This window comes from Citrobacter sp. RHB25-C09 (assembly GCF_013836145.1).
In the GTDB taxonomy this organism is placed as follows: domain Bacteria; phylum Pseudomonadota; class Gammaproteobacteria; order Enterobacterales; family Enterobacteriaceae; genus Citrobacter_A.
In genome coordinates this window covers 1,057,293-1,071,596 of the sequence record NZ_CP057483.1, presented here as the reverse complement: position 1 = coordinate 1,071,596, position 14,304 = coordinate 1,057,293, and the positions used below count along the sequence as shown (strand labels likewise).

Sequence of the window (14,304 nt, the reverse complement as noted above, 5' to 3'; positions counted from 1 at the left end):
GAAGCGGCAGCGGGTGGTTATTTCGCTCCGAAATTTTATCGCTGACGATAATTTCCGGAGCGGGAGGTTTGCTGATTATTCGTCGGGGGCGCGGGGGGTGGCCAGCATTAATAAGGTGTCCAGACGGGCGGGGGCAAGCGGCTCGCGCGGCTGGGGGATTGGCCAGCCGTACAGCCAGCGGGCGCTGGCGGCACAGGTGCGCCCCTGACAGGCCCCCATCCCACAGCGCTGCGCGAGCTTAGCCTGTCGCCAGTCGCTCTCGCCGTCCACATCGCCACAGCGCACATCTTCGCAACGGCACAACAGGGTATCCGGCGTGACCGCCAGTTTCAGGCGTTCAGGCAGGGCAAAGGTACTGTTAACCGCGTCGGCAAAACGCTGCCAGTTAGCCCGCTGCGGGAACATCGCCTGCGCACGCGACAGGTTCTCTGCGGCGGCGTATCCGGCAATTTTTCCTTCGACCAGCGCCAACTCGCTGCCGCCAAATCCGGTACATTCTCCCGCCGCATAGATATCCGCAGCGCGGGTTGCCTGCCACTCGTCAACGGCGATGGCCTCCCCGTTAACCTCACAACCGAAAAACAGCCCCGGCTCCAGATTCGGGATCAATCCATAGCCGATTGCCAACCGGGTACAATTCAGGGTTGAGGTTTTCCCGTGCCGCCGCACGGTAACCGCCGATAAGGCAGATTCCCCTTCCGCGCTAACCACCTGGCTGTCAGTACGATAGCCACGCGGCGCGAGACTTGCCAGTTGACGCAGTTTGCCCGGCCAGCGCCACAGCCCAACGCCAAAGCGCAGTAGCGACAGTAGCGGTGCCTGTTCGACGATCAGCACCACCTCGCCCCCCGCCTTGCGCACGCTGTCGGCAACCGCAAGCAGTAGCGGGCCACTTCCGGCAATCACCACCTTTTCATTATCGAGCCGCAGGCCATTTTTGATTTGCGCCTGCAGTCCTCCCGCGCCGGTTACGCCCGGCAGCGTCCAGCCAGGAAAAGGCAGCGCAAGCTCACGCGCGCCACAGCAAAGGATCAGTTTTTTCCAGTGAATCACCCCGCCGCTGTCTGCGCTTTCGACCAGCAGACTGTGCGACGACGGGCGGGCGATCAGCCTCATCCCGCTCAGTAGCGTTATCTGTGAATTCGCGGCAATCGCGTCACGGTAGCGCTGAGCCAGCGGTGGCAGCGTGGACTGCGGCCCCGCGCGCCAGATCTGCCCGCCGGGGTGCGGGTTATCGTCTATCACCAGTACCTGCTTACCGCTTTCCGCCGCCGCCAGTGCCGCGGCGAGCCCCGCAGGTCCCGCGCCCAGTATCGCCACATCACACTGCCACGTTTGCATAAAAGCTCCTTTCAATGCGCATCTCCGCCCGGCACAGCGTCTGGCAGGCCAGCACGCGCCGCCCGTTTACCAACACCCGGCACTCATGACACACCCCCATGCCACAATATGGTGCACGCGGTTGTCCACTCACGGAAAGCCGCGTATGGGAGTTGCCGGTGAAGGCAAGCGCCGCCGCCACGCTGACGCCTTCAGGCACTTCACAGCGTTGACCATCAATCATGATGCAAAGAGTCGCGTTCATACGATTGCCTCCTGAGAAAATAAACGAGAGGGTAGCCAGGCATCGGCGGTCACTGGACAATGTTCGCCAATAAGCTGCGCCGCCAGCAGCTGCGCCGTAGCGGGTGCGGTGGTGACGCCGAGCCCTTCATGCCCCAGCGCCAGCCAGACGCCAGGACGATGAGGATGTGGCCCAATCAGCGGATTTCCGTCCTGCGACGCCGCCCGATAGCCGCTCCAGCAGCGAATAATATTGAGCACCTCCGTCGCAGGTAAAAAGTGCCGCGCACGCGCCAGCATCCGCGCCAGCAGCGGTAAATCCAGTTCGCGGGCGGTGTTATCAAATTCTCGGGAGGAGCCAATCAGTAATTGCCCGGTCGGACGCGGCTGTACGTTGAACGCCACCGACGTTCCCCCGGCATGAGCGCTGGCACCGTAGCCTAACTCCACCAGTTGATGTTGAATCAGCGGGCCATAGCGATCGGTGATCGCCAGCTGTCCTTTTTTCGCCCGCAGCCAGTTTTCCCCCAGCAGCGAATTAGCCCCCAGGCCGTTTGCCACCACAATCGCGTTCGCCTGAATACGGGCTCCGCTTTGCAGCACGACGACAGGTTCCTCAATGGCCGTCGCGCGGTCATGCAGATGTGTCAAACGTTCACCGGCGTCGGCGATAAACCAGCGCGCCACGTTGGGCGCATACACGATGCCATCTCCCGGCACCCACAGTCCCCCCGCCAGCCCGGTGCGCAGCATTGGCTCACGTGTCGCCAGTTGCGCGGGCGTCTGCAGTTCACAATTAATCAAATGCCCCGCCATCCGCTGTTGTTTTTGCCCGGCAACGGTCATTTCTTCTTCGGTTTCCGCCAGCCACAGCGTGCCGCAGCCGCGCCAGGCACATTGCGCCGGCATACGCGGGGTTAGCGTGCGCCAGAGCGCCAGGGACCAGGCGGAGAGCGTCAACTCCGCAGGGTCATCGTCCATACAGACCAGGTGCCCCATGCCGGCCGCGGTCGCGCCCGGCTGTTGATCGTCAATCAGCGTGACGTGTAAACCCTGCTTCACCAATTGCCATGCGCAGGCCGTGCCGATAATTCCGCCGCCAATGACGGCGACATCGGTCGATTTCACAGGGAAATCCCCCAGCAGAACGGATCGTCGTTATTGAGGATCAGACGGGTGTCGCCACAGACCCACGCTTCGCCACGGATCGTCGGGATGATGTTCTCCCCGTCACGGAGATAACTGGCGGTAAACTGGCTGCCGATGATACTGGCCTGCCGCCAGGTTTCTCCCGGCTGTAGCGTGCCGTCGTCCGCCAGGCAGGCCAGCTTAGCACTGGTTCCGGTGCCGCACGGTGAGCGATCCCACGCCTTGCCCGGGCAGAGGACAAAGCTGCGGCTGTCGGCGTTTTCATCTTTCGCGAACAGCTCAATATGATCGATGATGCCGCCATTTTCGCCACATATCCCCGCCGCTTCCAGCCCTTCGCGTACTGCCCAGGCGTAGTCGGTTAAGCGCGCAATTTCCTGCGTCTGAATGCTGAAAGGGTGATCGTTAATCAGGAAAAACCAGTTGCCGCCCCAGGCGATATCGCCGGTTACGGTGCCGTGGGCAGTCTCTACGCTCACCTGTTTTTTCCAGCGATATGCTGGTACGTTTTCCACCGAGACGCTGCCGTCTTCATGCAGGGTGGCGGTGACATCGCCGACCGGCGTTTCAATGCGATGTTTTCCCGGCTGAATGCGCCCAAGCCAGGCCAGCGAGGCAATCAGCCCAATGGTGCCGTGACCGCACATATTTAAAAAGCCGCTGTTATTAAAGAAAATTACCCCCGCGGTGGCCTCGGGTGAAACCGGCTCGCACAACAGCGCGCCCACCAGTACATCGTTTCCACGCGGTTCCAGAATGATCGCCTTGCGCCAATGGTCGAAGTCACGGGCAAAAATCTCCCGTCGCGTCGCCATGCTGCCGTCACCCAGCGTCGGAAAGCCGGAAATAATCAGCCGGGTCGGCTCTCCACCGGTATGAGAATCAATGGCTCTGAGTTCGATGTTCGGACGTGGCGCAGTCATAGGAAACCTCAAAAGTTAAATATTTGTTTCCAAATGCTGGCGCAACATCATCGCGCCCGCTTGACTGTTTTCAGCGTGTTAAATGACGAAATCAGCACAGTGGGTTATAGGGGAAAACCCGCACATGCATAATTATTTATTATTAATCATCTTGTTAATGATGTGATAAACCAAAAAACGCCAGCGCGCCAGTCGATGAAACAGGAGAAAGTGCAAACCGACACCACGATCGCAAAACGCTTTCTGCGCGCTTGCCTGGTTAACAAAAAGTTAATAAATATCCTTCTTCGCCGTTTAATGAGGATTCGCCATGTTATGCGTGACTGAAAAGCCGACCACCGAGACGCCGCTGGCTATTGACGAACTCAGCCAGATTTGTGAAGGGTTGGCGCTTCAGCGTCCCCAGAACATTCAGATGCTGCTGAATGCGATGGCGCTGATTGCCCCACTGCTGAACGCCATTCCCAACGTGGTGTTTTTTATTAAGGATGAGCAGGCCCGCTATCTGATGGTGAATCTGACCCTGGCCAGACGCTGCGGGTTTAAAAGCGTCTCGTCATTGCTTGGCAAAACGTCGGCGGATGTCTTCCCTTCCGCGCTGGGCCAGGGATATACCGAACAGGACCTGCGAGTGCTGCGCGACGCGGTAACGCTACGGGACCAACTGGAGATGCATCTGTATAACGGGCGGGTACGCGGCTGGTGTCTGACGCAAAAGCTGGCGCTACGCGACGTGAACGGACGGGTGATCGGCATGGCGGGCATTTCGCACGACCTGCAGGAAGCCCATGCGCGCCACCCTGCATGGCAACAGTTGGCCATTGTCGACGAGCATATTCGCCGCCACTATCATCGCGCGATTTCGATGGACGAACTGACGGCGCTGAGCGGTATGTCGGTAGCGCAAATTGAGCGCTACTGTAAGCGTATTTTCCATCTCACGCCGCGCCAGATGATCCACAAAGTCCGACTGGAAAAAGCCACCGAACTGTTGGCGAGCGATGCGCCAATTACCGACATTGCCTTACAGTGCGGATATACCGATCACAGCGCCTTCAGCCGCCAGTTTAAAGCGATGACCGGCTCCACGCCGCGCGATTTCCGCCAGACGCTGCACGGTATCGTTTGAGATCATGATTTTTGCCATTCTTTTCGTCATTGTGCTGATTTCGTCATCGTATTGGAGGAAAACCGACAAGCCGTAAGCCGTTCTAGCCGTCAATCTGTCAGTGAATATTCACCATTCATTCACCTTAATTTAACAAATTGACGACAAGGAACCGAGCATGAGCCATAAAGCGATTCACTGGAGCGGCGTTTTTCCCGCTGTCAGCACCCAGTTTCGTAGCGACTATTCTCTGGATCTGGATGCCACCCACGCGGTGATGAAGAACCTGGTCAAAGACGGCGTCTCTGGCCTCGTGGTGTGCGGCAGTGTGGGAGAGAACACGTCGCTGACCACGCAGGAAAAATTACAGATTATCGAAGTGGCGAAAGACGCAGCCGGTGGGAAGATCCCAGTCATCGCCGGAGTGGCGGAATTCACCACCGCCTTTGCCCAGAAGATGGCAAAAGAGGCCGAACGCGTGGGCGTTGACGGCATTATGGTCATGCCCGCACTGGTTTACTCTTCGAAGCCGCATGAAACTGCCGCGCACTTTCGCAGCGTAGCAGGCGCAACCGACCTGCCGATCATGGTCTACAACAACCCTCCGATTTATAAGAACGACGTTACCCCCGCCATTCTGGAGACGCTTGCCGACTGTGACAACATCGTCTGCTTTAAGGACTCCTCCGGCGATACCCGCCGTTTTGTCGACCTGCGCAACGCGGTAGGCGACCGCTTTGTGCTGTTCGCCGGGCTGGACGATGTCGTGGTGGAAAGCATCGCCGTCGGCGCTGAAGGCTGGATTTCCGGGATGTCGAACGCCTTCCCACACGAGGGCGAGACGCTGTTCCGTCTGGCTAAACAGCAGCGCTACGAGGAAGCCATGGCGCTGTACCGCTGGTTTATGCCGCTGCTGCATCTTGATGCTCGTCCGGATCTGGTGCAGTGCATCAAGCTGTGCGAAGAACTGCTGGGCCGGGGTAGCGCCATCACCCGTCCGCCGCGTCTGGCGCTGGACCCACAAACCCGCGCTGAGGTCGTCGCCGTTGTCGAGCAGGCGCTGGCAACACGCCCGCAGTTGCCTGACGTCGGCCTCTGAAGACAGGAGCAGCTATGACCTTACAACAGTCCGATCGGGGTAAGCAGTTTATCGCCGGAAAGCGTGTTGCCAGCGGTGACGCCACGTTGCTCAGCCTGCGGGCGGAAGATGGCGAAGCGACCGGTTTTCGATTCCACATGGCCTCCCCGGAGGAGGCCGAACAGGCGGCGCTGGCAGCTCAGCAGGCTTTTACGGAGTATGCGCACACCGCGCCGGATGTCCGCGCTCGTTTCCTTGATACCGTCGCAGATGAAATTGATGCGCTGGGCGATGATTTTTTTGCCATCGCTCATCAGGAAACGGCGCTGCCGCCTGCCAGGCTGAAGGGGGAACGCACCCGCACCAGCAATCAGCTTCGCATGTTTGCCGATGTGCTGCGCCGGGGCGATGTTTTTGCCGTACGCATTGATACCGCGCTGACGAATCGTCAGCCGTTGCCGCGCCCGGACCTGCGCCAGTATCAAACCGCGCTCGGCCCGGTAGCAGTCTTTGGCGCAAGCAATTTCCCTCTCGCCTTTTCCACCGCCGGTGGCGATACCGCCGCTGCGCTGGCGGCTGGCTGTCCGGTAGTGGTGAAAGCGCATCCTGGTCATATGGCGACCGCGGAACTCACCGCCCAGGCGGTGGTTCGCGCCGTGGACAAATGTACCCTCCCTGCCGGGGTATTTAACATGATCTTTGGCACCGATATTGGCGCAGAGTTGGTGAAGCATCCGGCTATTCAGGCCGTTGGCTTTACCGGCTCTTTGCGCGGCGGGAAAGCGCTGATGCACCTGGCACAGCAGCGCCCGCAGCCAATTCCGGTGTTTGCCGAGATGTCCGCCATCAATCCGTTGATTATTTTGCCGCAGGCGCTAAATGCGCGTGGGCAGACGTTGGCAAAAGAACTGGTGTCCTCGTTCACCCTGGGCTGCGGGCAGTTCTGTACCAAACCGGGGCTGATTCTGGTTCCGCGCACCGAAGGGCAGGCGCAGTTTGTACAGGCCCTACGCGAAGCGGTGAACGATGCACCAGCGCAGACGATGCTCAATGCCGCCACCCTCGCCCACTATCAGGAAGGCGTGCGGGCGCTGGAGGCGCACCCAACGCTTACGCGCATCGCGGGTGCGGCGCACGCCGCCAGCGGACGGGCACAGGCGCAGCTCTGGCAGGCATCCGCATCGCTGCTGCTGGCAAAAGATCCCTTGCTCCAGCAGGAGATTTTCGGCCCTCTGGCGGTGGTGGTGGAGATTGCGGATGAGGCGGAGTTACTCGCCGTGCTGGGAGCGCTTCAGGGGCAACTGACCGTGACCGTTCACGCCGATGCCGACGACCGCCAGATGGCCCAGCGTTTACTGCCGCTGCTGGCGGATAAAGCCGGACGAGTGCTATTTAACGGCTATCCCACCGGCGTAGAAGTTTGTGACGCGATGGTTCACGGCGGCCCCTGGCCTGCGACCACCGACGCACGCGGAACGTCCGTGGGAACCCGCGCGATTGAGCGTTTTCTGCGTCCAGTGTGCCTGCAAAACGTGCCTTCCGCCCTGCTACCGCCTGCCGTTCAGGATGCCAACCCATTAAACCTGCTGCGCCTTGTTAACGGGCAGTGGACCCGGGAAGCGATTTCCCCCTCTGTTAACTGAAGGGTACGATCATGACGATTCACTCTACGCATAACACTCAGACCCGCGTTGTTGAGTCGGGGAAATTTAAAAAACAGCTGACGTTAACGGATTTGACCTTTATCGGCCTCGGAGCAATCTTTGGCTCTGGTTGGCTGTTTGCCGCCAGCCACGTGGCCTCGATTGCCGGTCCAGCCGGCATTGCTTCGTGGGTGATTGGCGGGATCGCAGTGCTGCTGTTAGGCATAGTCTATTGCGAACTCGGCGCGGCGCTGCCCCGCGCCGGAGGGATCATCCGCTATCCGGTGTTTTCTCACGGCGAGCTGATGGGCTACCTGCTCGGCTTTATTACGCTGATCGCGTTTTCCAGCCTGATCTCCATTGAAATTGTCGCGGCGCGGCAATACGCCGCCGCCTGGTTTCCGATGCTGACGAAACCCGGTTCGAGCGACCCGACGCTACTCGGCTGGGTCGTGCAGTTCCTGCTGCTGTGCTTTTTCTTTGCGCTGAACTACTACAGCGTGAAGACCTTCGCCCGTTCCAACAACATCATCAGCGTGCTGAAATTCCTGGTTCCGCTGGCGGTGGTGATTACGTTGTTCGCCTTTTTCAAACCGGAAAATCTCCATGTTCAGGGCTTCGCGCCATTTGGCATGTCTGGCGTGGAGGCGGCAATTAGCGCAGGGGGCATTATTTTTGCCTATCTCGGGCTAACGCCGATTATTTCCGTCGCCAGCGAGGTGAAAAACCCACAGCGCACTATTCCTGTGGCGCTGATTTTGTCCGTCGTGCTGTCCACCATTATCTATGTCCTGCTGCAAATCGCATTCCTGGGCAGTATTCCTACCGAGATGCTGAACGGCGGTTGGGCGGATATCAGTAAGCACTTCTCCCTGCCCTACCGTGATATTGCCATTACGCTCGGCATGGGCTGGCTCGCTTTTATGGTGATTTGTGATGCAATCGTCTCACCAAGCGGCACGGGTAACATCTATATGAATGCCACGCCGCGCGTGGTGTACGGCTGGGCGAAAACCGGGACGTTTTTCAAAGCTTTCACGTGGATCGACAAAGAGTCCGGTATTCCGCGCCCGGCGCTGTGGCTGACCTTTGGCCTGTCGATCTTCTGGACGCTGCCGTTCCCGTCATGGGAGCAGTTAATTAGCGTGGTGTCGGCGGCGCTGGTGCTGAGCTATGCCATTGCTCCGGTGACTGCGGCAGGGTTACGCCGCAATGCGCCGGACCTGCCTCGTCCGTTCCGGGTGCGTGCATTCAGCGTGATTGGGCCGGTGTCGTTTGTGATCTCTGCGCTGATCGTCTTCTGGTCCGGCTGGAATACCCTCTCCTGGCTGCTGAGCCTGCAAATCGTCATGTTTGTCGTCTATGTCCTGTGCAAAGCAAAAGTGCCGGTGCATACCGTGAGCCTTGCGCAACAGGTGAAGTCGTCGCTGTGGCTGGTCGGGTTCTACGCGCTGATTATGCTCTTTTCCTGGATGGGCAGCTTTGGCGGCACCGGGGTGATTGGGCATCCGTGGGATACGGTAATTGTGGCGGTGATCTCGCTCGGGATTTACTACTGGGGCGCGTACAGCTGTCTGCCGCAGCCGAACTTTACCGGGGATGAAGAGGAGTAATTTCTGGAGGGGATGGATTGCCGGATGGCGACGCGTTGCGTCTTATCCGGCCTACGGGCTTGTGCCCTTGTAGGCCGGGTAAGGCGTAGCCGCCACCCGGCATTTCGCATCAGAATGCGACTTTCACACCTAACATCGCAGAGGTATCGCTGTAACCTTTATCACCCACCTGCTGCGCCACGTTACCCCACAGGGCGACGTTCTTCGTCAGTTGGCCTTCAACGCCGGCTTTCAGTTCTCCAATGTTGCGGGTTCCTGTCAGGTCCACATTCTCACCGTTCAGCGCCACGCCGAAGTCTTTGGTGTTGTGGATCCAGTTCGCTTCCACAAACGGCTGGAAGGTGCGGTTTTTACCGTCGTCCAGTTGGTTGTGGCCCTGGCCGTACAGACGCACGCCCAGACGGGTCTGGATGTTGCCATCACCTTTCCCTTCAACGCGGGTGCCGTTGGCTTCTTTGTGCTCGTCCGCCTTCACGCCCATCCAGGTGACCTGCGCTTTAGGCTGGATATACAGCGCGTTACGCTCGCTGATATCTGCCAGTTTCCAGGTGTAGCCGGATTCCACTGACGCGGTGAAACCTCTGGAGTCGTACTCTTTTGTCGCTTCATCAACGCCACGGCCGTTCACGGAGTTATCGAACCAGCTGTACTGCGCCCAGGTGTCAACGTAAGCCCCTTCATGGGTTTCGTTATCCTGCAGCCAGGTGCCGTACAGGCCGACGCTGTAACCGCTGATATCACTTGAAGCGCGTTTGCCGTTACGCTGGTTTTCCGCACGGGCTTTCTGGTTGGCATAGCCCGCCATCAGGCCCAGATGGAAACGGTCCGCGTTGTCAGAAGACCACTGCGCAATATCGCCACCGAGCTGCATCACATAGCGGTTCGCCTGCATCTCCAGCTGGCCGCTGCTGTCTTTCTGGCGGGTATGACCGCCAACGTTGCGCAGCCACAGGCTGGTCACCGCTTTTTCACCGGTCAGGGCGTCAACATAGTGGGTTTCGCCCAGACGATCCTGCAGACGGGTGTTGAACAGAGTGTTCGCTGCCTGCAGGTTCATCCCGTACAGACCGGCTTCCGGACGAATGGCGGATTCACGCGGCGCTTGTACGGGATCGGTTGGATCAACCTGATTAGCTGGCTCTCCTGGCGGTTCCGGAGAGAGCGCGCTGCTCAGATACCAGTTCTTGTCGTTAGTACCTTCACCACGCGCCAGGGTGTAGTCATAGGCACCGGCCACAATACGGCCGTTTTGTTTGAACTCACCGTCAGAGTTGCCGGCTACGGTGATCAGTTCAATACCGTCCGTGGTCAGGCCGCCGGCACCGCCTGCGTTCACGACTTTCACGTTGGTGGTGCCGGAAGTGTTACCCTGCACGACCAGTTTGTCGGTCGGAGAGGCGTCGTCACCCAGTTGGGTGTTCATCACAATGTTACCGTTGTTACCAGCGTAATCGCCGTTCACCGTCAGGGTTTTGAAGGTGGAAGCCGCACGCGTCAGGCCGCGGGTCTGCGCGGCTGGCATAAAGTTCAGGGTAGAATTGTCCAGCGTCAGGTTGGTCAGGTTTGAGTCCGCAACCATATCCCAGCGGCTGTTGCTGCCGTTCAGCGCAAGATTGATGGTCCCGTTCGCTTCGGTCTGGGTATCGCCATAAATGTAGGAGTTATCACCCGATACGATGTTGATCGCATGACTGCCTTTAGCGAGCATTTTGCCCCAGGCAACCAGCTTATTATTGTTGGTAATATCCGTGGTACCTGCCCAGGCGCCATAAATGGAATACAGCGTTTCGGTCACGGAGTCGTATGAAAGTTGGCTACCTAAGATCACATCGCCGGTAAAGCGGGCATCCGCATTCTCCAGCAGGTAGGCATTTTTTCCGCCTTCGGTGTGGATCGTAATATTGCCAATGGTCGTATTCGCATCCCACTGAGTAGCGAGATCGCGGGTAATGTTAGTGCTGAATAACCCGGTTAATTTAGTATTCTCGTCGCCTTTTAACTGAATATTCGCGTTATTAATTACCGTCTTAGAAGAGCCTTCGTTGACATAGTCCCACAAATAAATACCGCGGACGGATCGCGTACCGATCAAATTGACCGTCAGTTTCTCAACGGTCATATCTGAGTTACCTTCAGCAATACCGGTGTACAGCAAACCGCTGGTAATCCCTCCCGCAGATTGGTTATCGATATTAATTTCCAGGTCTTCGAAGTAACGCTTTCCAGGACCTGCCGGAGCCGGGTCAGGGATTGTGGCATGCGTATCCAGGAGATAGGTGCCATGAATTGCAGCATTTGCATCAGGCGTATTAGTGATATTAATCCTGGTCTTCCCGAGGAAATTAAATGCATCCGACGCCATGATACCGACTACCGAGTTCTCAGCTTTATCAATCTGGATATTAACGTTCCCGGTAAAATTTGCTTCCTGGCCGTGGATGATCAACCCCAGGTCACCGCTGTGTGCTGTTTCACTGCTGCTGGGCGAACGGATAAGGTTAAGATTCTCAACGTTCAGTACGGCATCACCCAACGTTCTGAGTGCCCCATTGCGAATCGTGGTTGTGCCTTTCAGCGTCAGGCTGGCATCGCCATCAAGCGTGATGGCATCCGGGCTGGCCTCCCCCATTTCACCCATCACCATCGTGAGGTCTTCGGCAGTGGTTTTTGACGTTCCCTGAAGCCGTAATCCGGTAAAGGAGGTATATTTAACCGAAGTGGGCGCGTAATTAATGGTGACGCCTTTGCCCAGTTCAAGCGTGCCTGCTTCCAGTAACCCCAGGCGAGTAAAGGCCGTATTGCTGTTACCGTCTTGCTCGTAGATCCCTATGCCAGTGAGCGTCACGTTATCGCTGACACGAATGGTGGCATCATCCAGTACAGAAATATAATCAAGAGTGGTATCGCCGGTGATAGTAAATTCGCGGTTTTCGGCGGGAGTACTGTCATTAACCACGATAGCCAGGTTTTCAGCATTCGCTGAGTATGTGGTGGCGGTTAAGATAGCACTTAATACCAGCGCTAGTTTTTTAGGCTTCAATGCGGCGATAAAATTCATATGGCTATTCCTCCTGAGATGTACCCTCAGTCCTTTGTTTTTTCTTCACGCACGAGAGAATGAAAAATGATAATTAACCCAGTGGCGATGCTCACTGGATTTGAGAAGAGACTGTCGTTTCGAGGAGGCCATTTTCAGGGCTAGATAGCGTGATCTCAAATGAAATAATCTTAACCTCGGAGCAGGTTAAAATGCCACAACATAAGTAAAATCGCAGAATAAAACACTTTAAATAAGATTTGATAAGGAACATGAGCTCACTCAATTAAGATCTATGCTTTTCTTAAATGAACGTGAAAGATAATAAAATATTGCTTTGGATAATTTGAGATTTTTCTCCGCGAACCATTTGATCATTCATTTTAGGAACTATTATTAATAAATAAGTTGCGCCAATTAACCACGTAAAAGTCAGCAGGAAATAATAAAAATAACCAGCGCATGGTGCGCTGGTTTATATGACTAAAAAACACAGATCAATTAGGCAGTTGTCGCCGGTTTCTGTTCGGTTTTCACCTGGGCATTTTCCAGCATCCGCCGAACCGGGACAATCAGCACGATGAGCACCGCTGCACAAATCAACAGCGCGATTGAGCAACGGGCAAAAAGATCGGGTAGCATATCCAGTTGATCTGCTTTGACGTGGCCACCAATCAGCCCCGCCGCCAGGTTACCCAGCGCACTGGCGCAAAACCACAGGCCCATCATCTGACCACGCATTCTTTCCGGCGCCAGCAGCGTCATGGTCGCCAGACCAATCGGGCTCAGGCAAAGTTCACCCAGCGTCAGCATCAGGATGCTACCCACCAGCCAGAACGGCGAGACGCCCGCTCCGTCGTTACTCAGCACATTTTGCGCCGCCATCATCATCAGACCAAAGCCCGCTGCGGCGCACAGAATGCCAATAACAAACTTGCTGATACTGCTCGGACGCACGTTTCTACGTGCCAGTGCAGGCCAGGCCCAGCTAAATACCGGTGCCAGTAGGATGATGAACAGCGCGTTGATCGACTGGAACCATACCGCCGGAATCTCGAAATCACCGACCATACGGTTGGTGTAGTCATTTGCGAACAGGTTGAACGAAGTCGGTTTCTGTTCAAACGCCGACCAGAAGAACGCAGCGGAAACCAGCAGAATAAAGCAGACTAACAGTCGGGCCCGCTCTTTGCGGGTCAGACCGGCAAAGACGAACAGGTAGATGAAATAGAGCGCCACGGAAGCCGCAATGACGTAGACCAGCATACTCGCGACGGCCACCGGATTGATGACAATGACGCCCTGCGCGATCAGCGTTACGATAATCGCGACGCCCACCGCCAGCGCCAGCAGCCAACCGCCCACGCCGTTTTTCTTCGCTACCGGACTGTTCCAGGTGGAGTCCAGGCCAACTTCGCGGTCGTAACGCTTCATGGCGGGAACAGCAAACAGGCGGAAGATCACCAGCGCCACCAGCATCCCGATGCCACCGATGCCAAAGCCCCAGTGCCAACCGTTGGATTTAATTAGCCAACCAGAGATCAGCGGCGCGATGAATGACCCGATGTTGATCCCCATATAGAACAGCGAGAAACCGCCGTCGCGGCGAGCATCACCCTTTTTGTACAGCGTTCCTACCATGACCGAGATGCAGGTCTTAAACAGGCCAGAGCCCAGAACGATAAACATCAGGCCGATGAAGAACAGGTTGTCGCCCATCCAGGCAGAGAGGGCGATAGACAAATGGCCGAGCGCAATCAGGATGGAGCCATACCACACCGCACGCTGCTGTCCGAGCCAGTTATCAGCCAGCCAACCGCCCGGCAGCGCGGCCAGGTACATACTCCCGGCAAAGATCCCTACGATAGCGGACGCATTTTCACGCGCCAGTCCCATCCCGCCGTCGTAAACGGTCGCCGCCATGAACAGAATAAGTAACGGCCGAATGCCATAAAACGAAAAACGCTCCCACATTTCTGTGAAGAATAACGAGCCAAGCGGATAGGGATGGCCGAAGAACGTTCGGCTTTCATTTTTATTAACAGAGGAATGCATAATTTCTCCCGAAATGGAATGTCGTATTGCTTGCAGTCGCCGAATTACCGTCAGCCATTTATCGTTTTGGCCGATCGTTTACATTCGACAAAATATTATTTAACCATTTGATAACTACAAGACAGTTTTGTCTAG

Annotated in this window: 10 protein-coding genes; 4 read left to right on the top strand and 6 right to left on the bottom strand. The window is 56.9% G+C overall.

What is annotated here, in order from left to right:
• Positions 1-75 precede the first annotated feature (75 nt).
• The 4 genes from HVY19_RS05005 to HVY19_RS04990 are packed head-to-tail and all read right to left on the bottom strand — an operon-like array spanning position 76 to position 3,635.
• Positions 76-1,341, bottom strand: a complete 1,266-nt coding sequence (locus tag HVY19_RS05005; RefSeq protein WP_181683261.1) for an FAD/NAD(P)-binding oxidoreductase — start codon at positions 1,339-1,341, stop codon at positions 76-78.
• On the bottom strand, positions 1,322-1,585 hold the full coding sequence (locus HVY19_RS05000) for a (2Fe-2S)-binding protein (protein ID WP_181683260.1): 264 nt from the start codon (positions 1,583-1,585) through the stop codon (positions 1,322-1,324). Before HVY19_RS05000 ends, HVY19_RS05005 begins: the two co-directional genes overlap by 20 nt.
• Positions 1,582-2,691, bottom strand: coding sequence for an FAD-dependent oxidoreductase (locus tag HVY19_RS04995; RefSeq protein ID WP_181683259.1), 1,110 nt, complete (start codon positions 2,689-2,691; stop codon positions 1,582-1,584). The genes HVY19_RS05000 and HVY19_RS04995 overlap by 4 nt, the downstream gene beginning before the upstream one ends.
• Positions 2,688-3,635, bottom strand: a complete 948-nt coding sequence (locus HVY19_RS04990) for a 4-hydroxyproline epimerase (RefSeq protein WP_181683258.1) — start codon at positions 3,633-3,635, stop codon at positions 2,688-2,690. The genes HVY19_RS04995 and HVY19_RS04990 overlap by 4 nt, the downstream gene beginning before the upstream one ends.
• 310 nt (positions 3,636-3,945) lie before the next feature.
• Here HVY19_RS04990 and HVY19_RS04985 point away from each other — a divergent pair, with 310 nt between their 5' ends.
• From HVY19_RS04985 to HVY19_RS04970, 4 genes are all read left to right on the top strand, one after another.
• On the top strand, positions 3,946-4,764 hold the full coding sequence (locus HVY19_RS04985) for an AraC family transcriptional regulator (protein ID WP_181683257.1): 819 nt from the start codon (positions 3,946-3,948) through the stop codon (positions 4,762-4,764).
• 157 nt (positions 4,765-4,921) lie between these two features.
• Positions 4,922-5,842: a dihydrodipicolinate synthase family protein gene (locus HVY19_RS04980; RefSeq protein WP_181683256.1), complete on the top strand. Its 921-nt coding sequence runs from the start codon at positions 4,922-4,924 to the stop codon at positions 5,840-5,842.
• A gap of 14 nt (positions 5,843-5,856) precedes the next feature.
• Positions 5,857-7,464, top strand: a complete 1,608-nt coding sequence (locus HVY19_RS04975; RefSeq protein WP_181683255.1) for an aldehyde dehydrogenase (NADP(+)) — start codon at positions 5,857-5,859, stop codon at positions 7,462-7,464.
• Between the two features lie 11 nt (positions 7,465-7,475).
• On the top strand, positions 7,476-9,077 hold the full coding sequence (locus HVY19_RS04970) for an APC family permease (protein ID WP_181683254.1): 1,602 nt from the start codon (positions 7,476-7,478) through the stop codon (positions 9,075-9,077).
• A 109-nt stretch (positions 9,078-9,186) separates the two neighbouring features.
• On the opposite strand, the gene HVY19_RS04965 is transcribed toward HVY19_RS04970, so the two are convergent.
• Together HVY19_RS04965 and HVY19_RS04960 are read right to left on the bottom strand one after the other, a co-directional pair.
• Entirely contained in the window at positions 9,187-12,135 is a 2,949-nt protein-coding gene (locus HVY19_RS04965; protein ID WP_181683253.1) for an autotransporter outer membrane beta-barrel domain-containing protein, read from the bottom strand.
• Positions 12,136-12,615: 480 nt separating this feature from the next.
• The gene (locus HVY19_RS04960) at positions 12,616-14,169 is read right to left on the bottom strand and encodes a peptide MFS transporter (RefSeq protein ID WP_181683252.1); all 1,554 of its coding nucleotides are present in this window, start codon (positions 14,167-14,169) and stop codon (positions 12,616-12,618) included.
• Positions 14,170-14,304 lie beyond the last annotated feature (135 nt).